Annotated in this window: 20 protein-coding genes; 11 read left to right on the top strand and 9 right to left on the bottom strand. The window is 72.9% G+C overall.

The window, feature by feature from the left end; all coding sequences use genetic code 11:
• Nucleotides 1-29 precede the first annotated feature (29 nt).
• The 5 genes from sucB (at nucleotide 30) to VGI02_RS06430 (ending at nucleotide 5678) form a co-directional block, all read left to right on the top strand.
• Complete coding sequence (gene sucB / locus VGI02_RS06450; protein ID WP_331626453.1) at nucleotides 30-1913, top strand: 2-oxoglutarate dehydrogenase, E2 component, dihydrolipoamide succinyltransferase; 1884 nt, start codon at nucleotides 30-32, stop codon at nucleotides 1911-1913.
• Between the two features lie 231 nt (nucleotides 1914-2144).
• The gene (locus tag VGI02_RS06445) at nucleotides 2145-3035 is read left to right on the top strand and encodes a TIGR01777 family oxidoreductase (RefSeq protein WP_331626452.1); all 891 of its coding nucleotides are present in this window, start codon (nucleotides 2145-2147) and stop codon (nucleotides 3033-3035) included.
• A 20-nt stretch (nucleotides 3036-3055) separates the two neighbouring features.
• A complete protein-coding gene (lipB, locus tag VGI02_RS06440) occupies nucleotides 3056-3793 on the top strand; it encodes a lipoyl(octanoyl) transferase LipB (RefSeq protein ID WP_331626450.1) in 738 nt (245 codons plus the stop codon).
• Between the two features lie 58 nt (nucleotides 3794-3851).
• Nucleotides 3852-4877 (top strand): lipoyl synthase, encoded by a 1026-nt coding sequence (gene lipA, locus VGI02_RS06435; protein WP_331626449.1) that lies wholly within the window; start codon nucleotides 3852-3854, stop codon nucleotides 4875-4877.
• 57 nt (nucleotides 4878-4934) lie between these two features.
• Nucleotides 4935-5678, top strand: coding sequence for a DUF4191 domain-containing protein (locus tag VGI02_RS06430; RefSeq protein WP_331626448.1), 744 nt, complete (start codon nucleotides 4935-4937; stop codon nucleotides 5676-5678).
• Nucleotides 5679-5797: 119 nt separating this feature from the next.
• Here the strand turns inward: VGI02_RS06430 and VGI02_RS06425 are convergent, their stop codons facing one another.
• Nucleotides 5798-6196: an RDD family protein gene (locus VGI02_RS06425; RefSeq protein WP_331626447.1), complete on the bottom strand. Its 399-nt coding sequence runs from the start codon at nucleotides 6194-6196 to the stop codon at nucleotides 5798-5800.
• A gap of 443 nt (nucleotides 6197-6639) precedes the next feature.
• On the opposite strand from VGI02_RS06425, the gene glnA reads away from it, so the two are divergent.
• On the top strand, nucleotides 6640-8061 hold the full coding sequence (gene glnA, locus VGI02_RS06420) for a type I glutamate--ammonia ligase (RefSeq protein WP_331626446.1): 1422 nt from the start codon (nucleotides 6640-6642) through the stop codon (nucleotides 8059-8061).
• A 134-nt stretch (nucleotides 8062-8195) separates the two neighbouring features.
• On the opposite strand, the gene VGI02_RS06415 is transcribed toward glnA, so the two are convergent.
• From VGI02_RS06415 to VGI02_RS06400, 4 genes are all read right to left on the bottom strand, one after another.
• Complete coding sequence (locus tag VGI02_RS06415) at nucleotides 8196-8516, bottom strand: hypothetical protein (protein WP_331626445.1); 321 nt, start codon at nucleotides 8514-8516, stop codon at nucleotides 8196-8198.
• Between the two features lie 131 nt (nucleotides 8517-8647).
• Nucleotides 8648-11695, bottom strand: coding sequence for a bifunctional [glutamine synthetase] adenylyltransferase/[glutamine synthetase]-adenylyl-L-tyrosine phosphorylase (locus VGI02_RS06410; RefSeq protein WP_331626444.1), 3048 nt, complete (start codon nucleotides 11693-11695; stop codon nucleotides 8648-8650).
• Between the two features lie 79 nt (nucleotides 11696-11774).
• A complete protein-coding gene (locus VGI02_RS06405) occupies nucleotides 11775-13118 on the bottom strand; it encodes a glutamine synthetase family protein (RefSeq protein ID WP_331626443.1) in 1344 nt (447 codons plus the stop codon).
• Between the two features lie 76 nt (nucleotides 13119-13194).
• Nucleotides 13195-14895, bottom strand: a complete 1701-nt coding sequence (locus VGI02_RS06400; protein ID WP_331626442.1) for an alpha/beta hydrolase — start codon at nucleotides 14893-14895, stop codon at nucleotides 13195-13197.
• 206 nt (nucleotides 14896-15101) lie between these two features.
• Here VGI02_RS06400 and panB point away from each other — a divergent pair, with 206 nt between their 5' ends.
• Nucleotides 15102-15953, top strand: coding sequence for a 3-methyl-2-oxobutanoate hydroxymethyltransferase (gene panB, locus VGI02_RS06395; RefSeq protein ID WP_331626441.1), 852 nt, complete (start codon nucleotides 15102-15104; stop codon nucleotides 15951-15953).
• A gap of 51 nt (nucleotides 15954-16004) precedes the next feature.
• Here panB and VGI02_RS06390 read toward each other — a convergent pair whose 3' ends face one another.
• Both VGI02_RS06390 and VGI02_RS06385 read right to left on the bottom strand, forming a co-directional pair.
• Nucleotides 16005-16928 (bottom strand): glutathione S-transferase family protein, encoded by a 924-nt coding sequence (locus tag VGI02_RS06390; protein ID WP_414638203.1) that lies wholly within the window; start codon nucleotides 16926-16928, stop codon nucleotides 16005-16007.
• The gene (locus VGI02_RS06385) at nucleotides 16925-17896 is read right to left on the bottom strand and encodes an alpha/beta hydrolase (RefSeq protein ID WP_331626440.1); all 972 of its coding nucleotides are present in this window, start codon (nucleotides 17894-17896) and stop codon (nucleotides 16925-16927) included. Before VGI02_RS06385 ends, VGI02_RS06390 begins: the two co-directional genes overlap by 4 nt.
• 244 nt (nucleotides 17897-18140) lie before the next feature.
• Here VGI02_RS06385 and VGI02_RS06380 point away from each other — a divergent pair, with 244 nt between their 5' ends.
• Nucleotides 18141-18428 (top strand): hypothetical protein, encoded by a 288-nt coding sequence (locus tag VGI02_RS06380; protein WP_331626438.1) that lies wholly within the window; start codon nucleotides 18141-18143, stop codon nucleotides 18426-18428.
• A gap of 78 nt (nucleotides 18429-18506) precedes the next feature.
• Here VGI02_RS06380 and VGI02_RS06375 read toward each other — a convergent pair whose 3' ends face one another.
• Nucleotides 18507-19223 (bottom strand): DUF4190 domain-containing protein, encoded by a 717-nt coding sequence (locus VGI02_RS06375; protein ID WP_331626437.1) that lies wholly within the window; start codon nucleotides 19221-19223, stop codon nucleotides 18507-18509.
• 292 nt (nucleotides 19224-19515) lie between these two features.
• On the opposite strand from VGI02_RS06375, the gene VGI02_RS06370 reads away from it, so the two are divergent.
• The 3 genes from VGI02_RS06370 to VGI02_RS06360 all read left to right on the top strand — a co-directional run bounded on the left by VGI02_RS06370 (nucleotide 19516) and on the right by VGI02_RS06360 (nucleotide 22829).
• Nucleotides 19516-21867 carry a hypothetical protein gene (locus tag VGI02_RS06370; RefSeq protein WP_331626436.1) on the top strand — a complete coding sequence of 784 codons (2352 nt, stop codon included), beginning with the start codon at nucleotides 19516-19518 and terminating at the stop codon, nucleotides 21865-21867.
• 101 nt (nucleotides 21868-21968) lie between these two features.
• Nucleotides 21969-22430, top strand: coding sequence for a DUF6918 family protein (locus tag VGI02_RS06365; protein ID WP_331626435.1), 462 nt, complete (start codon nucleotides 21969-21971; stop codon nucleotides 22428-22430).
• Nucleotides 22431-22532: 102 nt separating this feature from the next.
• Nucleotides 22533-22829, top strand: coding sequence for an EthD family reductase (locus VGI02_RS06360; protein ID WP_331626434.1), 297 nt, complete (start codon nucleotides 22533-22535; stop codon nucleotides 22827-22829).
• Nucleotides 22830-22953: 124 nt separating this feature from the next.
• Here the strand turns inward: VGI02_RS06360 and VGI02_RS06355 are convergent, their stop codons facing one another.
• Nucleotides 22954-24129, bottom strand: a complete 1176-nt coding sequence (locus VGI02_RS06355; RefSeq protein ID WP_331626433.1) for an alpha-hydroxy-acid oxidizing protein — start codon at nucleotides 24127-24129, stop codon at nucleotides 22954-22956.
• Nucleotides 24130-24217: the final 88 nt, after the last annotated feature.

The raw sequence follows: 24217 nt of genomic DNA, 5'->3' as shown, positions 1-24217 counted from the left end.
CAGGGTTCCGCGAAGGAGTTCCGAGCACGATGGCCTTTACCGTCCAGATGCCTGCTCTCGGCGAGAGCGTCACCGAGGGCACCATCACCCGGTGGCTGAAGCAGGAGGGCGACCACGTCGACGTCGACGAGCCGCTCCTGGAGGTCTCGACCGACAAGGTCGACACCGAGATCCCCTCGCCCCAGGCCGGGGTCCTGCAGCGGATCGTCGCGAACGAGGACGACACCGTCGAGATCGGCGGTGACCTCGCGGTCATCGGCGACGAGTCGGAGGCCTCCGGGGACTCCGGCGGCTCCGGCGGGTCGGAAGCCCAGCAGCAGCCCGAGCCCGAGCCCGAGCCGGAACCCGCGGCGCAGGCGTCCGAGCCGGAGCCCGAGCCCGAGCCGGCCGCGTCGTCGGGTGGGTCGTCCTCGGGCGGGTCGTCCGGAGGCTCTTCCGGGGGCTCCGGGACGTCGGTCGAGATGCCGGCCCTGGGCGAGTCCGTCACCGAGGGCACGATCACCCGCTGGCTCAAGCAGGTCGGTGACACGGTCGAGGTCGACGAGCCGCTGCTCGAGGTCTCCACCGACAAGGTCGACACCGAGATCCCCTCGCCGGTCGCGGGCACGCTGCTCGAGATCCGCGCGAACGAGGACGACACCGTCGAGGTCGGCGGCGTGCTCGCCGTCGTCGGGAGCGGGAGCCCGTCGTCGGGTGGCGGTCAAGGTGCGTCGCAGCCCGAGCCCGAGGCGTCCGCGCCGGCCCCGGAGCCCGCCCCCGAGCCGGAGCCGGAGCCGGAGCCGGAGCCCGCACCGTCCGGCGCCGGCGACGAGGTCAGCCACGAGACCACCGCCCCGGCGGCCCCGAGCGCTCCGGCGAACGCGGGTGGCGCGGCACCGTCCTCCAACGGTGACGGCAGCGGGCAGGCAGGCACCCCGTACGTGACGCCGCTCGTCCGCAAGCTCGCCTCCGAGCGCGGGGTCGACCTCTCGACGATCACCGGTACCGGTGTCGGCGGTCGGATCCGCAAGCAGGACGTGGTCGCCGTCGCCGACGAGGCCGACCAGCAGAAGGCCGCGTCCGCGTCGCCGTCGCCGCAGCCTGCGGCCGCCTCCGGCGGGTCCGGGCCGGGCGCGGTGCACGGCGGCGAGGTGCAGAAGCCGTCTGGCGCGGGAGCCGGTGCCGCCATCCCCCAGCCCGACGAGTCGGGCCTGCGCGGCACCACGCAGAAGCTGTCGCGGCGCCGGGCGACCATCGCCAAGCGCATGGTCGAGTCGCTGCAGACCTCCGCACAGCTCACGACCGTCGTCGAGGCCGACCTGACCCGCATCGCGCGGCTGCGAGACCGGGCCAAGGCCGACTTCGCGGCGCGCGAGGGCGTCAAGCTCTCGTTCCTGCCGTTCATGGCGCTGGCCACCGTCGAGGCCCTCAAGGCCCACCCGGGCGTCAACGCCTCGATCGACACCGAGAAGGGCGAGGTCACCTACCACGGCGCCGAGCACCTCGGGATCGCCGTGGACTCGCCGGCCGGGCTCATCGTGCCGGTGATCCACGACGCCGGGGACCTCAACCTCGGCGGGATCGCCCGCAGGATCTCCGACGTGGCCGACCGCACCCGGGCGAACAAGATCGCGCCGGACGAGCTCTCGGGCGGCACGTTCACGATCACCAACACCGGCTCGCGCGGCGCGCTGATCGACACCCCGATCATCAACCAGCCGCAGGTCGGCATCCTGGGCACCGGGGCCGTCGTCAAGAAGCCGGTCGTCGTGACCGACAGCGAGGGCGGCGAGTCCATCGCCATCCGCTCGACGTGCTACCTCTGCCTGTCCTACGACCACCGGATCGTCGACGGCGCCGACGCCGCGCGCTTCCTCGGCTCGGTGAAGGCACGGCTCGAGGCGGGCTCCTTCGAGGCGGACCTCGGCCTGTAGCGGGCTCCGTTCCGGCGGGACCGACGCGAGGGGACCTCTCAGCCGCTCTATCCGACCGAGAGCTCCCCTCGTGCTGGGCCCGGCGCGCGCAGTGGGGCCGCGAGGGGACGATTCCGTCGCTCCAGCCGACCGAGGGGTCCCCTGGCGGCAACGGGCGAACCGGACGGCCGTGACGATCACCCACGGCGCGTCCGGGTCGCGCCGCGTCCCCATCTCCGCGACGATCACGCCATGCGCGTCGTCATCTCCGGTTCCTCCGGACTCATCGGTACCGCCCTGGTGCCGCACCTGCGCGGTGCGGGCCACGAGGTCGTCCGTCTCGTCCGCCGCGCACCGCAGGCGCCCGACGAGCGCGGCTGGGACCCGCCGGCGGGTCGCATCGACGACGACGCCCTCGAGGGCGCGGACGCCGTGATCAACCTGTCCGGGGCCGGGATCGCCGACAAGCGCTGGTCCGGGGCCCGCAAGCAGGAGCTGCGCGACAGTCGCCTCGTCCCGACCGACGTGCTCGCGCGCGCCGTCGCGGCTCGGGGCATCCCGGTGATGATCAGCGGCTCGGCGGTGGGCTTCTACGGCGACACCGGCGCGGTCGCGGTCGACGAGTCCGGGGCCCGCGGGCGCGGTTTCCTCGCCGACCTCGTCCGGGACTGGGAGAACGCCACCGCCCCCGCGACCGAGGCGGGCGCGCGGGTCGTGACGATCCGCACCGGGCTGGTGCTCTCCCACGCCGGGGGCCTGATGGGCATCATGCGCCCGATCTTCAAGTACGGCCTGGGCGGGCGACTGGGATCCGGCCAGCAGTACTGGCCGTGGATCAGCCTGGACGACCAGGTCGGCGCGATCACCTACGCGCTGGAGCACGACACCGTCGTCGGGCCGCTCAACGCCACCGGCCCCGCCCCGGTGACCTGCACCGAGTTCACCAAGGCGATGGCCGCCGCGATCCACCGCCCCGCGCCCTGGATCGTGCCGGGGTTCGCGATGCGCACCGTGCTCGGCGAGTTCGCCGACGAGGGCGTGCTGGTGAGTCAGCGGGTCCTGCCCGGGGTCCTCGAGCGCGAGGGCTACGCCTTCCAGCACGGGACGGTGACCGCGGCACTCTCGGCGGTGCTGGACGGCTGACCCGGGGTAGCGTCGGCCGCATGGGCTCCCACCGTGCGAGCAGCGACCCGATGCAGGTCCTCGAGCTCGGCACCGTCGAGTACACCCGGGCGTGGGAGCAGCAGCGGGCCCACGCGGACGCGCGCGTCGCGGGCACCGGTCCGGACGTGCTCATGCTCCTCGAGCACCCCAGCGTCTACACCGCGGGCAAGCGCACCCAGCCCGAGGACCGTCCGACCGACGGCACCCCCGTCGTCGACGTCGACCGCGGTGGCCGGATCACCTGGCACGGGCCCGGCCAGCTCGTCGGCTACCCCATCCTGCGTCTCGCCGAGCCCTTCGACGTCGTCGCCCACGTGCGCCGCCTCGAGGAGGCCCTGATCGCCGTCTGCGCGGGCTACGGCCTGGAGACCGGGCGCATCGACGGGCGCTCCGGAGTGTGGCTCGCCGCGGGTGACGGGCGACCGGAGCGCAAGATCGCCGCGATCGGGGTGCGGGTGGCGCGCGGGGTGACCCTGCACGGGTTCTCGCTCAACGCCGACCCGGACCTCACCGCGTTCGGCGCGATCGTGCCCTGTGGGATCACCGACGCGGGCGTGACGAGCCTCTCGACCGAGCTGGGTCGCCGCGTCACCGTCGCCGAGGTCCTGCCCGACGTCCGGGAGGCCGTGCTGGCCGCCTGCGCGGGCGACCTGCCGGTCAGCGAGCACACCGTCGCGCGGGCGGACGCCACCGCGAAGGTCGGCGGCGTCGCCGTCGAGATGCTCGCCGGGCGCTGACCACGGGCGTGAGGTTCGCCGCCGATCATGGATCGGGCCCACGCGTAAACTCGCGCCCGTGACCACGACTACCGGGCCCGCGACCGCTCCCGAGGGACGCAAGCTGCTCCGACTCGAGGTCCGCAACTCGCAGACGCCCATCGAGCGCAAGCCCGACTGGATCCGCACCCGGGTGCAGACCGGCCCGAACTTCTCCGAGCTCAAGGGCATGGTGGCATCGGCGGGCCTCGCGACGGTGTGCGAGGAGGCGGGCTGCCCCAACATCTACGAGTGCTGGGAGGACCGGGAGGCGACGTTCCTCATCGGCGGTGAGCAGTGCACCCGCCGGTGCGACTTCTGCCAGATCGACACCGGCAAGCCGTCCCCGCTGGACCGCGACGAGCCGCGCAAGGTCGCCGAGTCGGTCCGTCAGATGGGCCTGCGCTACTCGACGATCACCGGCGTCGCCCGCGACGACCTCGACGACGGCGGGTCGTGGCTCTACGCCGAGACCGTCCGCCAGGTGCACGCGATGAACCCGGGCACCGGCGTGGAGCTGCTCATCCCTGACTTCGACGGGCGGCGCGACCAGCTCGGCCCGGTGTTCGACGCCGCGCCCGAGGTGCTCGCGCACAACCTCGAGACGGTGCCGCGGATCTTCCGCCGCATCCGGCCGGGCTTCCGCTACGAGCGCTCCCTCGACGTCATCCGCCAGGCGCGCGCCGCGGGCATGGTCACCAAGTCCAACCTCATCCTCGGCATGGGCGAGACCCCCGAGGAGGTCACCGCGGCGATGCAGGACCTGCACGACGCCGGGTGCGACCTGCTCACCCTCACCCAGTACCTGCGGCCCTCGCTGCGCCACCACCCGGTGGAGCGCTGGGTGAAGCCCGAGGAGTTCGTCACCCACCGCGACGACGCGACGGGGATGGGCTTCGCGGGTGTCATGGCCGGGCCGCTCGTGCGCTCGTCCTACCGCGCCGGGCGGCTCTACGCGCAGGCCAAGCTCCACCGCGGCGAGGAACTGCCGGAGGGGATGGCCGAGCTCGCCGAGGAGGGCGAGGCCCGCCAGGAGGTCGGCTCGGTGCTCGCCCGGCGCGCCTGAGCGCTTCGGGCCATCTCCGTCCGCGGCACGGCGGAGCTGTGCGGCAGAATGGGCGCCATGGCGAAGGACTCGGCCGGCAAGGCGACCAAAGAAGAGAAGAAGGCCGCCAAGCAGGCCTCGCGCGCGCAGCGTCGCGAGCGCTGGTCGCAGATCTGGCAGGCCTTCCAGATGCAGCGCAAGGAGGACAAGCTCCTCGTTCCGCTGATGATCGGCGCGATCGTGCTCACGGCGCTGGTGTTCCTGGTCGTCGGCCTGCTGATCGGCCAGTCGTGGTTCCTGGTGCCGATCGGGGTGCTCCTCGGTGTGGCGCTGGCGATGCTGCTGTTCGGGCGCCGGGTGCAGAACAACGTCTACGCCAAGGCCGACGGCCAGCCCGGCGCGGCAGGCTGGGCGCTGGACAACATGCGCGGCCAGTGGCGGGTGGCCCAGGCCGTCGCCGGCACGACGCAGCTCGACGTGGTGCACCGGGTCATCGGCCGCCCGGGCGTGGTGCTCGTGGCCGAGGGCGCCTCGCACCGGACGAAGGGCCTGCTCGCCCAGGAAAAGAAGAAGGTCTCGCGGGTCGCCGGACAGGTGCCGATCTACGAGTTCACGGTCGGCAGCGAGGAGGGCGACATCCCGCTCTCGAAGCTGCAGCGCCACATGACCAAGCTGCCCCGCAACATCGACAAGAACCAGATGGAGACCCTGGAGAAGCGCCTCCAGGCCATCGCCGGGCGCGGCGGGCCCGCGATGCCCAAGGGCCCGGCGCCCAAGGGCGCGCAGATGAAGGGCATGCAGCGCACCGTCCGGCGCCGGTGAGGGCCCGCTCCGGCCTCGCGCGCTCCGCCCTCGGGTGATCAAGAGCACACCAGTTAGCTCGGGCTCGTCGCCGGCCTGTCCCACGTGCCCCTGATCACCGGGAGGTGGTGGGCCCGGCGCTACCGGGTGCGGACGACGACCGTGCGGCTCACCCGGTCGTGGAGGCCTCGCCCGTCGCGATCCATGATCAGCGCGGGGACGACGAAGAACAGCGACACGGTCCGCGCGAGGGCCCACCCACCGACGCGCGCCGCGCCGTCCACCCGCACGGCCCGCAGCCCCGTCAGGACCATCGCGGGCGTCTGCCCGAGGACCGCCACCGGCAGCGTCACCAGCACCGCCCAGACGGCCAGGCTGAGATAGTTCGGCGCCGGAAAGCTGATCGCGGACGCGACCAGGCCACCGATCAGCAGGTCGAGCAGGAACTGGCCCGCGCGGCGCAGGGGGGCCGCGACGGACCCCGGCCCCTCCTCGGGGAGGCCCAGATCGCGACCCGGGTAGCCCTCCGCGTCGGGCACCGTCCCCGCGTCTGCCGAGGGCCCCGTCCGCGACGACGTGCGCGACCCGTTCGGCGCAGCATCGGGTACTCGACGTGTCGGCGCGCCCGGCCGATCCCGACCTTCCGGACCTTCCGTGCGCTGTGTCGACGCCCGATCAGGCCCCTCGTCGGCGAGCCATTCACGAATCCACGACACTCTGACAGGCTACGGTGCCGCGGCGTCGGGATGCGCCACGGCAACGTCGCCGATCGGCTCGTCCACGACTCGGCAGTGGACAATGAGACGGAGCTCGGAACTGTGAGTCTGTCCCGTTAACTGCTGCGAAACACCGGTGCGACAAGCGAGTAACGCCGGCCGCTTAGCGTCCGGGGTCACCTGATGTGGTGAGCGAACCCCGACCGGGCGGGGGTCCCGACGCTCGCCCGCACCACAGTGTCCGGCCAGAGAAGGAGCCAGCGAGGGTGTTCAACAACCAGGACGAGGTCTTCAAGTACATCTCCGACGAGGGGGTGCAGTATGTCGACGTCCGGTTCTGCGACCTCCCCGGCCAGATGCAGCACTTCACCGTGCCTGCCTCGGAGTTCGGCGACTCGGTCTTCACCGACGGCCTCGCCTTCGACGGCTCCTCGGTGACCGGGTTCCAGACCATCAACGAGTCGGACATGACGCTGCTGCCCGACGTGGCGACCGCGCGCATCGACCCGTTCCGGGCCCAGAAGACGATGAACATGAACTTCTTCGTCCACGACCCGCTGACGCTCGAGGCCTACAGCCGCGACCCGCGCAACGTCGCCCGCAAGGCGGAGAACTTCCTGTCGACGGTCGACATCGCCGACACCTGTTTCTTCGGCCCCGAGGCCGAGTTCTACATCTTCGACTCGGTGCAGTACGAGTCGACGATGAACACCCAGATGTACAAGGTCGACTCGATCGAGGGTGTCTGGAACACCGGCCGTGACGAGCCGGGCGGCAACAAGGGCTACAAGATCGCCGCCAAGGGCGGGTACTTCCCGGTCGAGCCCACCGACCAGACCTCGGACCTGCGTGCCGCGATGGGCACCAACCTCACCAACGCGGGCTTCGAGCTGGAGAAGCTGCACCACGAGGTGGGCACCGGCGGTCAGGCCGAGATCAACTACAAGTTCAACACGCTGCTGCACGCCGCGGACGACCTGCAGCTGTTCAAGTACATCATCAAGAACACGGCGTGGCAGGCGGGCAAGACCGTCACCTTCATGCCGAAGCCGATCGCCGGCGACAACGGCTCGGGCATGCACTGCCACCAGTCGCTGTTCAAGGGCGGCGAGCCGCTGTTCTACGACGAGAACGGCTACGCAGGCCTCTCGGACATGGCCCGGCACTACATCGGCGGCATCCTGCACCACGCGCCGAGCCTGGTCGCCTTCACCAACGCGACGCTGAACTCCTACCACCGCCTGGTGCCCGGCTTCGAGGCCCCGATCAACCTGGTCTACTCGAACCGCAACCGGTCGGCATGCGTCCGCATCCCGATCACGGGCAACAACCCGAAGGCCAAGCGCCTCGAGTTCCGCTGCCCCGACTCGTCGGGCAACCCGTACCTGTCCTTCGCGGCCATGATGATGGCCGGCCTGGACGGCATCCGGAACAAGATCGAGCCGCCGACGCCGGTCGACAAGGACCTCTACGAGCTCCCGCCCGAGGAGGCCGCGGGCATCGCGCAGGTGCCTGCCGGTCTCGAGTCCGCGCTCGACAACCTCGAGTCCGACCACGACTACCTCCTCGAGGGCGGCGTGTTCACGTCCGACCTCATCGAGAAGTGGGTCGAGCTCAAGCGCGACGACGTGACGGGCATGCGCCTGCGGCCGCACCCGTACGAGTACGAGCTGTACTACAACTGCTGATCGCCGGCAGCTGACGCACCACGGCCCGGTCGCCCCGCCAGGGGTGGCCGGGCCGTCGTGCTGTGTCAGAAAAGTCGCGTTCCAGACACTGGGTGTCCGGAAACCGTCGTCGATCTTCCCGGCGGCGGCCGTGGTCAGCGCCGGTCGCGCAGGTCCTCCCGCGGGGAGAGGGCCCCGGCCGCCACGTACTGGTAGACGTAGCGGACCTCCTCGCCCTGGCTGATCGGCACGCAGACCCAGCCGACCCACTCCCCCGTCGTCGTCCGCCGCCACCCGAGCAGCTCGCCCGGGACGCGGCTCTGCAGGTCCACGCCGTCCGGGACCGGCCGCGGCGGCCTGCCCGCCGGGCGCGGATAGGCGACGGCGAGATCCACCCACACCCGGCGGACCTCCGTGCGCTGCAAGGCGCCCGACCGCTCGTTCCGGCGCTGCGCCGGGCCTCGCTCGTCGAACACATGTTCGATGATGACGGGTCACCCCACCCGGACGCCAGCCGACACTCATCAGGTTCCGGCGAAGGGCACCCCTCGCCGATCTAGTCGAGCGAAGGGGCCCCTCGCTCAGAAGGACGACGGCTGCCGGCCGGTCAGACCGCGGAGAACGCCTCGTCCACCACGGCGCGGGCGTGCCGCGTGACCCGCCGGTAGTCGTCGATGCACGCGCCCGGGTCGTCCTCCGGGTAGCCGAGCGCCGACGCGATCGCCGCCAGCTCCCGCCCCGAGCGGGGCAGCTGATCGGTGGCCTTGCCGCGCACGAGCGTCGCGATCCCCCGCACCCGGGTCGCGGCCGTCCACCCGGCCGCCAGCGCCGCGGCGTCGGCGGTGGAGAGCAGCTCGGCGTCGGCCAGCGCGGCGAGGGCGTCGAGCGTCGAGGTCGTCCGGAGTGCGGGCAGCCGCCCGGCGTGCTGGAGCTGCAGGAGCTGCACGGTCCACTCGACGTCGGCGAGCCCGCCGATGCCGAGCTTGGTGTGCAGCGCCCGGTCGGCCCCTCGTGGGAGTCGCTCGGCGTCCACGCGGGCCTTCATCCGGCGGATCTCCATGGCCGCCGACTCCGGGAGCCCGGCGACGGGATACCGGAACGGGGCGATCATCTCGCAGAACCGCTCGCCTAGCCCCGCGTCCCCGGCCACCGGCCGCGCCCGGAGCAGGGCCTGGCTCTCCCACGTGGCCGCCCATCGCCGCAGGTAGTCGGCGTACGAGGACAGCGTGCGGACCAACGGCCCGGTCCGGCCCTCGGGCCGCAGCTTGGTGTCGACCTCCAGCGGCGGGTCCGGGCTCGGCGCCCCGAGGGCCGCCGTGACGGCCTCGACGACGCCACGGGCGTACGTGGTCGCCTCCTGGTCGCTGACGCCCTCGGCGGGCTCGCAGACCGCGACGACGTCGGCGTCCGAGCCGTACCCCAGCTCCGCGCCGCCGAGCCGGCCCATGCCGATGATGGCGATCGTCGCGGGCGCCGGGCTGGACCCGACGCGCTCACGCTCGGCCGCGTCGAGCGCGGCCTGCAGCACCGCCACCCACACGCTCGAGAGCGCCGCGCACACGTGCGGCACGTCGGTGAGCCCCAAGAGGTCGGCGCACGCGATCCGCAGCAGCTCGACCCGGCGCAGCGATCGGGCGACGTTGCCCGCCGAGCGCGGGTCGGCGTGCCGGCCCACCGCGGCGCGCAACGACTTGGCGACCTCGGCCGGGTCCCGCGCCACGAGCTCGGCGGACGGCCCGTCGCCGCCGAGCATCCGCAGCACCTCGGGGGACCGCGGCATCATCTCCGCGACCCAGCGCGAGGTGCCGAGGACGTAGCAGAGCCGGTCGGCGGCGAGCCCCTCGTCGCGCAGCAGCGCGAGGAACCACGGGGTGTCGGCCAGCGCCTCGGAGACCTTCCGGTAGGCGAGCAGGCCGTGGTCGGGGTCGGCGGTGGTGCCCAGCCGGTCGAGCAGGACCGGCATGAGCGCCCGCTGGATGCGTGAGGCGCGGCTGGTCCCGGAGGTCAGCGCGGCCACGTGCTTCAGCGCCCCCGACGGCGAGCTCCAGCCCAGCGCGGCCAGGCGCTTCGTCGCGGAGGACTCGGTGAGCACCAGCTGCTCGCCCGGCACGCGGGCCACCGACTCCAGCAGCGGCCGGTAGAAGAGCTTCTCGTGGAGCCGCCGGACCCGGACGGTGGTGCGCGACCGCTCGGTCTGCAGGACCCCGACGGCGTCGCGCCGCCCGTCCGGGCGCAGCTTCGCGGCCCGCGCGAGCCAGCGCAGGCCCGCGGTGTCCTCGTCGGAGGGGAACAGGTGGGTACGACGCAGCTTCTGCAGCTGCACCCGGTGCTCGAGCATCCGCAGGAAGCGGTACGACGCGGCCAGGTTCGCGGCGTCGTCGCGGCCCACATACCCGCCCTCCCCGAGCGCGGCGAGGGTCTCGAGGGTGTTCTGCCCGCGGAGCGTCTCGTCCCCGCGCCCGTGGACCAGCTGGAGCAGCTGGACGGCGAACTCGACGTCGCGCAGGCCGCCGCGGCCGAGCTTGAGCTCTCGGTCGGCGTGATCGTGGCGGATGTGGTCCTCGACGCGGCGGCGCATGGCCCGGACGTCGGCGACGAAGTCGTCGCGGTCGGCGGCGCTCCACACCATCGGCGCCAGCGCCTCGCAGTACTCCCGCCCCAGCTCGAGGTCCCCCGCGATGGGGCGGGCCTTGAGCAGCGCCTGGAACTCCCAGGTCCGGGCCCACCGCCGGTAGTAGGAGACGTGGCCCTCGAGGGTGCGCACGAGCTGGCCGGAACGGCCCTCGGGGCGCAGGTTGGCGTCGACCTCGAGGAACGCCTCGGTGGCGACGCGCATCATCGCCGCCGCCACCTTGGTCGCGGAGTCGACCGTGCCGTCAGCCACGAAGATCACGTCGATGTCCGAGACGTAGTTCAGCTCGCGGCCGCCGCACTTGCCCATCCCGATGACGGCGAGGCGGTGATCGCCGGCGCGCTCGGGCCCGACCTCCGCGCGCGCGACGGCGAGCGAGGACTCCAGCCCGGCCGCGGCGAGGTCCGCGAGCTGGGCGCACACCACGTCGACGGGCAGGATCGGAAGTTCCGGCTCGCAGACCGCCTGCAGGTCGGCGCCGGCCAGGACCAGCACGTCGTCGCGCCAGGCCAGGCGGAGCAGCTCCACCGCGGCGTGACCGGTGACCGTCGCGACCGGGGCGGGGTCGTCGGGCTTCGCGCCGATGGCGTCGAGATGGGTGCGCCTGCGGTCGTCGGCGGTGGGCAGCCGCGACGCGTCGAACACCCGCCCGGGCGCGGCGACGGTGCGCAGCATCCGCCAGCGCTCGGGCTGGGTGACCAGGTGCTCGCCCAGCGCCGTCGACCCGCCCAGCACGCCGAAGAGCCGACCGCGGAGGCCCTGATCGGTCCGCAGCTCGCGGTCCAGTTCGGCCCAGGCGTCCTCGTCGAGGGCCTCCCGGAGGCGTTCGACGGCGACGAGTGCGAGATCCGGGTCGGCCGCCCGGGCCAGGGCCCAGACGACGAGGGCCGCCGCGGGGACCGCGTCGTCGCCGTCCCACCAGCCGAGGTCGGCGAGGCGGGGCCCCGCGTCGGCATCGGTGAGCCCCAGGCGCGCGGGAGCCCGCGCGGGACGGCCGTCCCGGGCCGTTCGGGGAGCGGTCACGCGACCAACTCTAGGCGCACGCGCCCGGTGAACGGACGGGGTCGTCCGGACGACGACATCCACTCACATGCGCGTGGCGCTACAGGATAGGCAGGTACGTCGACAGCTCGTAGGGCGTCACGTTGCGCCGGTAGTTGTCCCACTCGGAGCGCTTGTTGCGCAGGAAGAAGTCGAAGACGTGCTCGCCGAGGATCTCGGCCATCAGGTCCGACTGCTCGAAGGACTGCAGCGCACCGTCGAGGTTCTGCGGCAGCGTCTGGTAGCCCATCGCCCGCCGCTCCCCCTCGGTGAGCGACCAGACGTTGTCCTCGGCCGCGGGCGGCAGCTCGTAGCCCTCGGAGATGCCCTTGAGCCCCGCGCCGATGATCACCGCGTAGGCCAGGTAGGGGTTCGCCGCGGAGTCGAGCGAGCGGACCTCGACGCGCCGCGAGGACGCCTTGCCCGGCGAGTACATCGGCACCCGGACCAGCGCGGACCGGTTCGCGTGGCCCCAGCACACCGCGGTCGGGGCCTCGCCGCCGACCACCAGGCGCTTGTAGGAGTTCACGAACTGGTTGGTCACCGCCGACATCTCGCGGGCGTGGCGCAGCACGCCGGCGACGAACGCCTTGCCGGTCTTGGACAGCTCGAACGGCTCGGCGGCGTCGTGGAAGGCGTTCTGGTCGCCCTCGAAGAGGCTGACGTGGGTGTGCATGGCCGAGCCGGGGTGGTTCGTGAAGGGCTTCGGCATGAAGGACGCCCGCACGCCCTGGGTGATCGCCACCTCCTTCACGAGGTAGCGGAACGTCATGATGTTGTCCGCCATCGTCAGCGCGTCGGCGTAGCGCAGGTCGATCTCCTGCTGGCCGGGCCCGCCCTCGTGGTGGGAGAACTCGACCGAGATCCCCATCGCCTCGAGCGCCTCGATGGAGCGGCGCCGGAAGTGCGGGGCGACGTCGTGGCTGGCCTGGTCGAAGTACCCGCCGGTGTCGGCCGGGAGCGGCGCCGACCCGTCGTCGGGAAGCCCGCGGAGCAGGTAGAACTCGATCTCCGGGTGGACGTAGCAGGTGAAGCCGGCCTCGGCCGCGCGGGAGAGCGTGCGGCGCAGCACGTGGCGCGGGTCGGCCCACGACGGCGAGCCGTCCGGCATCGTGATGTCGCACAGCATCCGCGCCGAGTAGTGATCGCCGTCGGTGTCCTCCCAGGGCAGCACCTGGAACGTCGACGGATCGGGCTTGGCGACCATGTCCGATTCGTAGACGCGACTGAAGCCCTCGATGGACGATCCGTCGAACCCGATGCCCTCGGCGAACGCCCCCTCGAGCTCGGCGGGCGCGATGGCCACCGACTTGAGATACCCGAGCACGTCGGTGAACCACAGCCGCACGAAACGGATGTCGCGCTCGTCGAGCGTCCGCAGGACGAACTCCTGCTGCCGATCCATGTCTGGGACCCTAAGGAGACGGTGTTACAGGGACGTCACAGGGGGGTCCTGGCCTTCGCGCACGGACGAGCATCACTCAGCCGGTGTCCGCGCAGCGGGCCCCCGCGGGAGCCGGCGTGCCGTCCACGAGGTAGCGCGTCACGATCGCGTCGACGCACGGGAAGCCCTGGAACGACGCCGTGTGCTGGTCGCCGACCTTGGTCAGCAGCGAACCGTTCAGCGACTTCGCGAGCTCGACGCCCGCCTGGTACGGCGTCGCCGGGTCACCGGTCGTGGAGACCACCAGCGGCGGCGCGAGACCGGGTGCCTTGGGCAGGTGCGGGCCGCCGGTGGGCGGGGTCGGCCAGAACGCGCAGGTGTCCAGGGCCTGGCTCGGGCCGCGGCCGGAGTCGAGGAACGGGGCGGCCTCGTTGTAGCGGTTCGCGCGGTCGAGGGCCTGGGCGTGGTCGGTCACGCGCGGGTCGTCGACGCACCGGATCGCGTTGAACGCGTCCTGCTGCGGCGAGTACGTCCCGTCCGGGGCGCGGTCGTAGTACTGGTCGGCCAGGCCCATGAGCGTCTGCCCCTGGCCCTGGGCCAGCTCGGTGATCCCCTGGCGCAGGTCGGGCCACATCGAGGTGGCGTAGAGCGCCTGGATGGTGCCCTGCTGCGCGTCGTTGAAGGAGAGCTCGCGGCCGTCCGGCAGCTTGATCGGCTTCGTGAGCAGCGGGCGGGTCAGCTGCTGGTAGCGGGCCGTGGCCTGCGTGGGATCCGGACCGAGGGGGCAGCCGGGCTTCGCGGCGCAGTCCTTGGCGAACGCCTCGAACGCCCCCTGGAACCCACGGCCCTGGTCGACGAGCTGCTGGGTCGGGTCCTGGTCCGGGTCGACGGCTCCGTCGAGGACCATCGCGCGGACGTTCTTCGGGAACTCCTCGGCGTAGGTGGAGCCGATCCGTGTGCCGTAGGAGTAGCCGAGGTAGTTCAGCTGCTTGTCCCCGAGCACCGAACGCAGCACGTCCATGTCGCGGGCGACGTCGCGGGTGCCGACGTTCGCGAGCTGGTCCACCCCGGTCTTCTGGGCGCACCCGTCAGCGGTCTGGTGGGCCGCGGCCTCGGCGCGGGCGACGCCGGCCGGGGACGGGTCGAGGATGTCCGTGCTGCGCTGGGTGTCCTGCTGCTGGGCGGTCAGGCAGCGGATCGTCGGGGTGCTCGCCCCGATCCCACGGGGGTCGAAGCCGACCAGGTCGAACTTGCGGGCGACCTCGGTGTTCTTCATCAGCAGCGAGAGCTGCGAGGCGATCTCGATCCCGGAGGCACCCGGTCCACCGGGGTTGACCAGCAGCGAGCCGATCCGCTGGGTCGGGTCGGTGGCCTTGAACCGGGAGATCGCGATCTGTGCGGTCCGGCCCTGCGGGTTCGCGTAGTCGGCGGGCACGTCGACCTTCGCGCACTCCAGCCCGGGCTGCCCGTAGTACTGCCGCTGGTCGTCGGTGGTGGCGAACGGCAGGCAGGACCCCCAGGTCGCGTGCTGGCCGTAGAACCGGCTCAGGTCCGGGGTCGGGGCCGGGCCTGCGCTGGTCGCCGGGGGCGCCGACGACGACGAGGCCGCGGGGCCGGGCGTGGCGTCGGCGCACCCCGCGGCGGCGGCCAGGACCGCGGCGACCGCGAGGACCCGGACCGCCATCCGGCGTCGCGGGCGGGGACGTGGCCCCGGGAGGGACGCGGCGGCGTCGATGCCGCCCCCGTCGTCGAGCTCCGCTCGTCCCCGGCCGTCGATCCCCGCGCCCCGTCGCTGCACGCGGGTCATCCTCGCAATCGCCCGGTGGGCCCTCCGTCGGCCCCCGTCGGAGGGGTCGGAGGGCGTCGTGGTTGTGAAGCTCGTCCCACCGTGGGGCCGGTCGCTTCGCCGGAGCGGTCCGTGGTGCCACGCTCCGGCTGTCCGACCACGACCCTCGGCACGCCCGGGGACCCGCACCGCGGGCCTCGAGGCAGGAGGACATGACGATGACGTCACCCGAACAGCAGGCTGCCCGCACGCCGGAAGGCTCGCCCCGCACTCCCAAGCGGGTCCGCATCCACCACCTGCAGCAGTGGAAGGACAACGGCGAGCGCTGGCCGATGCTCACGGCCTACGACTTCCCCACCGCGCGGATCTTCGACGGTGCCGGGATCCCGGTCCTGCTCGTCGGCGACTCCGCCGCGAACAACATGCTGGGCTACGACTCGACGGTCCCGGTGTCGGTCGACGAACTGCTCATGCTCACCAAGGCCGTCGTCCGGGGGGTCTCGCGGGCCCTCGTCGTCGCCGACCTGCCGTTCGGCTCGTACCAGTCCTCCCCCGCGCAGGCCCTGGAGACCGCGGTCCGGTTCTTCAAGGAGGGCGGCGCGTCGGCGGTCAAGCTCGAGGGTGGGGCGCACTACGCGGAGCAGATCCGCGCGCTCACCGACGCGGGCATCCCCGTGATGGCCCACCTCGGGTTCACCCCGCAGAGCGAGCACACCCTCGGCGGGTTCCGCGTGCAGGGCCGGGGCGCGGGTGCCGACAAGCTGATCGAGGACGCGCTGGCCGTGCAGGCGGCGGGGGCGTTCGCCGTCGTGCTCGAGATGGTTCCGGCCGACGTCGCGAAGCGGGTGACCGCGGAACTGCGGGTCCCGACCGTCGGGATCGGCGCGGGCCCGGACACCGACGCCCAGGTGCTCGTGTGGCCGGACATGGCCGGGCTGAACACCGGGAAGGCGCCGCGGTTCGTCAAGCGCTACGCCGACCTCGCGGGCGCGCTGGGCGGGGCGGCCCAGCAGTTCGCCGACGAGGTCCGCGAGGGCGTCTACCCGACGGCGGAACATTCGTTCGAGTAGGTGGGCGGAGCCCTGGTGAGCACTCATCCGTGCCATGGCACGGATGAGTGCTCACGAGGCCGGAGGCCACCTCCCGCGATCCGGCCCCAGCGGCACGATCCGCGTCGGGTTCACCCGGGGATGGGTGCCGTAGTAGTGGCGCTGGATGTGGTCGAAGTCGACCGTGTCGCCGATGCCCGGGGTCGCGAACAGCCGCTGCGCGTACGGCCAGAGGTGCTCGAACTCGCCGAGCTTCTGCCGGTTGCACTTGAAGTGACCGTGGTAGACGGCGTCGAACCGGACCAGCGTCGTGAACAGCCGGACGTCGGCCTCGGTGAGCTGCTCCCCCACGAGGAAGCGGCGCTCGGCCAGTCGCGCGTCGAGTTGGTCGAGGCGGGCGAACAACGCGGTGTACGACTCCTCGTACGCGGCCTGCGACATCGCGAACCCGGTCCGGTAGACGCCGTTGTTGACGTCGGTGAAGACGCCCTCGTTCACCGCGTCGATCTCCTCGCGGAGGTGCTCCGGGTAGAGCTCGGGGGCGTCCGCCCGGTGGTGGGCGCGCCACTCCGTGGACAGGTCGAGGGTGATCTGCGGGTAGTCGTTGGTGACGACGTGCCCGGTGCGGGTGTCGACGATCGTCGGGACCGTGACGCGGCGCTCGTAGTCCGGGTCGGTGGCGGCGTAGGCCTCGCTCAGGAAGCCGATGTCGAGCACCGGGTCCACCCCGCCCTCGTCGAGGGTGAACCGCCAGCCGCGGTCGTCGCGGATCGGGTCGACGACGGCCAGCGAGATCGCGTCCTCGAGCCCGAGCAGGCGGCGCACGATGACCGACCGGTGCGCCCACGGGCAGGCCAGCGAGACGACCAGGCGATACCGCCCGGGCTCGACCGGCCACCCCGAGGAGCCGTCCGCGGTGATGCGGGCGTCGAAGTGGTTGGGCTGGCGGTGGAACCGGCCGTCGGCCGCCAGTTCGGTGCTGCGCGGGGTGGTCACCAGGTGCCTCCCGGTGCGAGCAGGTCGGCGAGCTCCGCGTTCAGGGCCGCGACGGCGGCGTCGCACGCCCCGGAGACCCCGGTGAAGCCGAGGAACCCGTGGATCAGTGAGGGATGCTCGCGCCGCCGCACGTCGACGCCCGCGTCGGCGAGCGCCTCGGCGAACGCGTGCCCGGCGTCGCGCAACGGGTCGAACCCGGCGGTGGCGACGACCGTCGGGCCGAGCCCGGCGAGCCCCGCGCGCATCGGCGAGACCCGCGGTTCGCCCCGCGGCGACGTCCCGGCCAGGTAGAGCTTGCTGCAGGCGACGACGTCCTGGGCGGTGAGGAAGTACCCCGCGCCGTTCTCGCGGACCGACGGGTAGCGGCCCTCGAAGTCCGGTGGCGGGTAGACCAGCAGGGTCGCGACGGCGGGCGTGCCCGCGTCGCGGCGGGCCAGCGCCGCCCCCGCGACGAGGTTCGCCCCGGCGCTGTCGCCGGCGAGCCCCAGGCGCGTGGGGTCGGCGTGCCAGCGTGCCGCGTGCTCGACCACCCAGTCGACCGCGGCGAGGACGTCGTCGTACGGCGCCGGGAAGGGGTGCTCGGGGGCGAGCCGGTGGTCGACGGCCACGACCACGGCGTGGGTGTCGTCGGCCAGACGCTGCGCGACCGGGTCGTAGACGTCGCCGCCGCCGAGGACCCAGCCGCCGCCGTGGACGTGCACGACGAGGGCGCCGGACTCCTCTGCCGCCGGGCGGTGCACCCGCAGCGGCACGGGGCCGTCCCCGACGAGCTCCGGCGTGCCGTGGACCGGGCGCACCGTCTCCGTCATCAGCGCCGCGAACCGGGCCCGGGCCGCGTCGACGCCCCCGACGGTGTCGGTGCCGGCGAACATCGCCGGTTCGCCCCGCTCGCGCAAGCCGGCCAGGAGCGCGTCTACCTCGGGATCCACGCCGTCGACACCGGCGTCGCCATGATTCGCGGAAGCCACGGGCGGAGAGCCTACGAGGACAACCACTCCACTGTGTCCTGGTCCGTGTGGGGGACACCGAGCAGACTGGGCGGGACCTCGCACGTCCCGCCCGTCGTTGCCGAATCGACACCTGCGCCGAGGGCAACCCGGCCCGGGACGACACGTCTCACTCCATGCCGGGCTCGATCGATCACGAACGAGCCCGGTGCACGTCCCCCCGCCGCACGGTCCACCCCCGACGACTAAGGATTGCGCGCTCCCGATGGCACTGCCCTACAACCCCCCGACCCTCCCCCGCGTCGGTCTGCCGGACCTGCGCGCCGATCGCTTCTCCACCAGTACCGCCCGGCCCACGCCGGAGGCGCTGGTCCGTGCCCGTCACCTGGCGACGTCGCCGGTGACCGCACTCGTCGTCATGGCCCTCGGTCTGCTCGGCCTGTTCGTGCTGCCGATGGTGGGCCTGCCGTTCGTGGCCCTCGTCGTGCTGCCCGTGGTCGTCTACCAGCTGCGCGCCGAACAGCGCCGCGCCCTGCGTCTCGGGCGCCGCTGACCCCACCGATCACCCGATGCCGCCCCCGGTTCCCAGGTGGAGCCGGGGGCGGTCGTCGTCGGTGGGTCGGCCGGTGGGTCAGATGGAGTTGACACCGGACGACGCGGCCGCGCCGATGAACACGACGACCAGGAAGACGATGAAGAGCACGCCCAGGGCCAGGATGATGTAGCCGATGATCAGGCCGGCGAGCGCGATCCCGTCGCCCGACTCGGGGCCCTCCCGGATCTGGCGCCGGGCGATGTGCCCACAGATCACCCCGCCGATCGCGGTGACGTAGAAGAACAGGCCCAGCAGCGAGAGCACCAGCGAGACGATCGCCAGCCCGTTCGTCGGCGCGTTCGCCTGGCCGGGATAGCCGTAGGGCGCCTGCTGCTGACCCGGCGGGTAGGGCTGCGGGCCGTACCCGGGCTGGCCGTAACCGGGCTGGGCGTAGGCGGGTTGGGCGTAGCTCGACTGGCCGTAGGCGGGCTGGCCGTACCCGGACTGCGGGTATCCGGGCTGGCCGTATCCCGGCTGGGGCTCCCCGGGCTGGGAGTAGCCCGTCGGGGAGTACCCGGGCCGGCTGAAGGAGCCGGAGTCGTACGGCGACGCCCCCGACGGCTCCGACGCCGGGCCCGCCGCGGAGCCGCTGCCGGGGTACTCGGTCGGCGGCGGGTAGCCGCCGCTCTCCGAACCCGAGCCCGTCGAACCCGACGCGCCGGAACCCGTCGAGCCAGGGTCCGACCCCGCCTGCTCCCCCTGTGGCCTGGCGAACGGGTCGGCGTCCCGTGGCTCGCGATCCGGCTCACTCATCGTCTGGTCCACCCCCGACCCGGCCGCCGACGGCGACGTCCGGACACCTCTCGTGGGCAGACGCCTCGGGTCCACCCGTACGGCGGCATCTTCGCACGCATCACCGACACGGACTGCCCAACGACGCGAACCGGTCTCGGCGCGACCACCCGCACAGACCGACCCTCGAGGGCCTCAGGAGGACGAGTCCCCCGAAGGCTTCGAGGACGCCGACGACGAGGCCGATGACGGAGCTGAGGAGGGCACGGAGGGGATCGAGGACGGCGCCGACGACACGGGCTTCGTCGTCGGGATGGGCTTCGTCGTCGGGACAGGCTTCGTCGTCGACGGCGGCTTCGTGGTCGTCGGCGGCTTCGTGGTCGTCGGCTTCGTGGTCGTCGGCTTCGTGGTCGGCGGCTTCGTGGTCGATGGCGGGGTCGAGGCCGGGGGTGTCGTCGTCGACGGTGGGGCGGTGGACGGGGGCCGGGTCGACGTCGGGCTCGTGGAGGTCGGCCCGGTCGGCGATGCTCCCGTCGAGGACCCGGGCCCCGACGATCCGGGCGCAGGCGCGGCCGGCCCGGCGCCCCCGCCGGCCCCACCCGCCGGACCCCCCACGACCGGAGCCGGGAAGGCCGGTGCGGCCGGGCCCGCCGCCTCGCCGGGGCCGGGCAGCGGCCCGCGATGCGCCTGGAGGCCGACCTGGGTGCTGGGCGGGGGTGCGGCCACGGTCCCGGGCGTCGGGCCGAGGTCGGTGATGGCGGGCGCCGCGAGCGCGGTCGGCGCCACCGCCGGGCCCTCGGGGGTCGGGGTCTGGACCCCCGCGAACAGCGCACCGAGGCCCGGCGTCATCGCCAGCGACGTCGAGGTCCCGGTGACCGTCTGGAAGACCGCCGTGCTGACCGCGGCCGCGCCCATGATCGACACGCCCGCCACCGCGACCCGCCGACGCCGCGCTCCCGGCCCGTCGTCCGTAGTGAGCCGCACCCACGCCGCGGCGGGGTCGAACCTCCCGGGCGATCCGGGGTCGAACATCCCGCCGTCGACACCCGCGGGCGCGGGCGTCGTACCGGCCGACACCGACCTCGGTTCCACCGTGGACTCCTTCTCCTCGACCGCCCGGGCGGGTCGCCACCCGGGCCAGGGCACCCGGGCTCCGCCCCGGTCCGGGCGCCATGTGCCCAGTCAAACGGACGAATGGTGTAGTCGTCCCTCGGACGATCAGGCGGGATGTCATGCGTCCGAGTGGGCGCCGGGCTCACTCGTCGGAGTCACGTCCGGACGCTGCGTCGAGCAGGGTGGATGCCTGCCGGTCGCGGCAGGACGGCCGCTCGTCGCGTCACCCCCGGGAGTCGTCCGGCGACGAACGGACGACACCGACCACTCGGCATCCCCCGATCAGCCCTACGATCCGGCGGTGCCCACCGCCCCGTCCACGTCGTCCTCGGTCCCGGACGACGGCGTCGCGCCCACCGAGCCTCCGTCGGACGGCTCGGGCCCGCTGCCCGCGGTCGTCGGCGCCGCGCTCCACGAGGCGGGGTCCGTGATGCACCGCGTCGGCGCCGCGGCGGTGAACGTCCGGGACCGGATCGTCACTGGGCACCTCGCCGACACCCGGCGGATGCCCCGCATCGCCGTGACCGGCGACCGCGGCTGGACCCTCTACCGGTACGCGCCCCTCCCGGACGGACCGACCGGGGTGGGCGACCCGATCCTGCTGGTACCCCCGCTCGGCGCGCCCGACCTGGCCTTCGACCTGCGCCGGGGGAACAGCCTCGTCGAGTTCCTGCTCGAGCAGGGCCGCACGGTCTACGTCGTCACCTACGACGCCGCGTTCTGGCGGGGCCGCCGCCGGGGCCTGGAGACGTGGGTCGACGACGTCGTCCCCGCGGCCGTCACCCGCGTCTCGGCCGAGGAGGCCGCGCCCGGCACCGCGGGCGACGGCGAGGGCGGGCCTGCGCGCCCGGTGCACCTCGCGGGCTGGAGTCTGGGCGGGCTGTTCGTCCTGCTCACCGTCGCGGGGCACGCCGAGCTCCCGGTCGCCTCCGTGACGGCGTTCGCCTCGCCCGTCGACGTCGATGCGGTGCCGATCGTCGCCCCGTTCCGGTCGATCGCCGAGTACACCGGCGGCCAGATCTTCACGACGGCCTACCGCCTGCTCGGCGGTCTCCCGGCACCCGCGGTGCGCGCGGCGTTCCAGCTCGCGAGCGTCGACCGCTACATCACGAAGCCGCTGACGGTCCTGACCCACCTCGACGACCGCGAACTGCTCGAGCAGATGGAAGCGGTCGACGAGCTGATGAACAACATGGTCGCGTACCCGGGGCGGGCGTTCGGGCAGGTCTACCACCACGTCATCCGGGGCAACGAGGTCGCGACCGACTCCGTGCGGATCGACGACCGCCCGGTCCGCCTGGCCGACGTCACCGCGCCCGTCCTGCTCATCGCCGGCTCCGACGACGGGATCGCACCGGTCGCCGGGGTGCGCCGCGGGACCGAACTGCTGACGTCGTCGTCGGATCTGAGGTTCGCGGTGGAGCCCGGCGGCCACCTCGGCGTGCTCGCCGGACGGCGGGCCCGCGACCACTCCTGGGCGACGTTCCTGGAGTTCGTCGGTGCCCACGACGACGGGGCCCACGACGACGGGGCCCACGACGACGGCTCGTGAGAACCACAACCGTGTGATTCGGCCCCGGGGCCGGGCGTGGTGATCACGATCGGGTGTCGTACCGTCGGCGCGCCCTGCTCCCCCGTGGAAGGACTCACCGCGTGGCCGTCACCCTCAAGGCAGCCCTGCTCGACTCCGACAAGCGCGGATACGTCGTGACCGACCTGGAAACGCTGGTCGACGACGAGGTCAAGGACAAGAGCGGTCTGTCCGGCGGCATGATCAAGACCGGGTACGCCGCGGTCAAGAAGGTCAAGCCCGGCATCATCTGGGGCGTCATCGACACCCTGCTCGACGAGTTCGTCGAGGCCCTGGAGCCGCACTGGATGGCCTACTGCGCTTCTTCCTCCGAAGCGGGCCCCCCGGTTGACTTCGGCGCCTACCTGGCCGCCCACCCGCAGCCCGTCTCCGAGGCCCTGCTGGGCGTCACCGACCGGCGCGCCGCGAAGTCGAACCGCCAGGCCATCACCTCGATGTACTCGAAGCTGCGCCCGAAGGCCCAGGAGAACGTCATCGAGGCGCTGCCGCGGCTCGGCGGCGTCATGGAGAAGCACGCGGGATAGTCCTGCCGCGCGCCACCTGACCCGGCGTCGGGGCTGCACCCAAGATCAGACCTGCCCGGTCGGGCAGGTGACCGCGCGGGTGGTGTCCGCGATGGTGACCCGATGCACATCCTCACGGTCCTGTACGGACAGCCCGACGACCCCGCTGCCTTCGACGCGTACTACACCGGGACCCACGCCCCGCTCGCCGAGAAGATCCCCGGCATGCGGAGCTTCACCTACCGGCACTGCGCCTCCCTGGACGGCTCGCAGCCGCCGTACCACCTCATCGCGGAGCTCCAGTTCGACTCGCTCGAGGACCTGCAGGCCGGAATGGGTGGGCCCGAGGGCCAGGCCGCCGCGGGCGACGTCCCCAACTTCGCCACCGGTGGCGCGACGATGATGGTGGCGTACGACTGATCCCCGTCCCCCGCATGATCAGGAGCACCTGGCGCCGCCGACCTCCTTGATCAGCAGCACACCACGCAGGTCCGGAGCATCGAGGACCTGTGTGGTGTGCCCCTCGCGGGCAGGGTGACCGTCCTCAGCGCACCTGCTGAGGCAGGCGGCGGATCGTGCCCTCGGCCCGCAGGTCGGCCAGCGTCGGATAGCCGTCCACCGCCATGATCAGGTCAGTCTCGGCGAGCACCGAACGCTGGTGGTGCACCACCCCGTCCTCGCCGCCGATCGCCAGCGCGTACGCGTAGGGCCGGCCGATCCCCACCGCGGAGGCCCCGAGCGCCAGCGCCTTCGCGACGTCGGCCCCCGAGCGCACCCCGGAGTCGAAGAGCACCGGCACGTCGCCGGCGGCCGCGACGACGTCGGGCAGCGTCTCCAGCGCGGGCAGCCCGCCGTTGGCCTGCCGTCCCCCGTGGTTGGAGCAGTACAACCCGTCCATCCCGAGATCGACGGCACGCCGGGCGTCGTCGGGGTGGCTGATCCCCTTGAGCAGGATCGGCATGTCCGTGGCTTCGCGCATCCAGGCCAGGTCGTCCCATGACACGCTGTTGCCGAACTGGCTCGCCCACATCCCGACGGCGCCGCGCAGGTCCTCCTCCGGCGGGGCGTCGAGCAACGAGCGGAACGCCGGGTCCGAGAAGTAGTTCGCCAGGCAGTGGCCCCGCAGCTGCGGGAAGTTCGCCGTGTTGAGGTCACGCGGGCGCCAGCCGGTCACCCAGGTGTCCAGGGTGACGACGAGGCCCCGGAAGCCCGACTTCTCCGCCCGCTGGATCAACGAGACCGCCACGTCGCGATCGCGCGGCGTGTAGAGCTGGAAGAAGCCCGGGGTGTCGCCGAGGGCAGCCGCGACGTCCTCGAGGGGGTCCTGGGAGAGCGTGGACATCACCATCGGCACCCCGGTCCGGGCGCAGGCCCGTGCGACCGCGAGATCACCGTGGAAGTCCTGCGAGCACAGCCCGATGACGCCGATCGGGCAGCAGAACAGCGGCGTCGGGAGATCGATGCCGCAGATCGACGTCGTGAGGTCCCGCTCGTAGGCCCCGTTCATCATCCGCGGGACGATCCCCCACCACCCGAACGCCTCGGCGTTGCCGCGTTGGGTGCGCTCGTCCCCGGCGCCGCCCGCGACGTAGTTCAGGATCCAGTCGGGCAGGCTCGCGGCGGCCGCGGCCTCGAGCCCGGCGAAGTCGACCGGCCAGCGGGGCAGCACGCCCTTCAGACCGGCCCCGTAGATCTCCAGCTGATAGTCGCCGTACTGCATCGTCGGCCTCCGACCCTCGCGCGGTGCGTCCTCGGGATCACCGAAACACACCGGAGCGCCTCCCGGGTGCCGGGGACCAGCAGCACGC

Origin of the sequence: Actinomycetospora sp., assembly GCF_036497245.1 — a bacterium.
Lineage (GTDB): Bacteria > Actinomycetota > Actinomycetes > Mycobacteriales > Pseudonocardiaceae > Actinomycetospora.
Note: the sequence above shows the minus strand (reverse complement) of the source record. Positions and strands in the feature narration are given on the sequence as shown.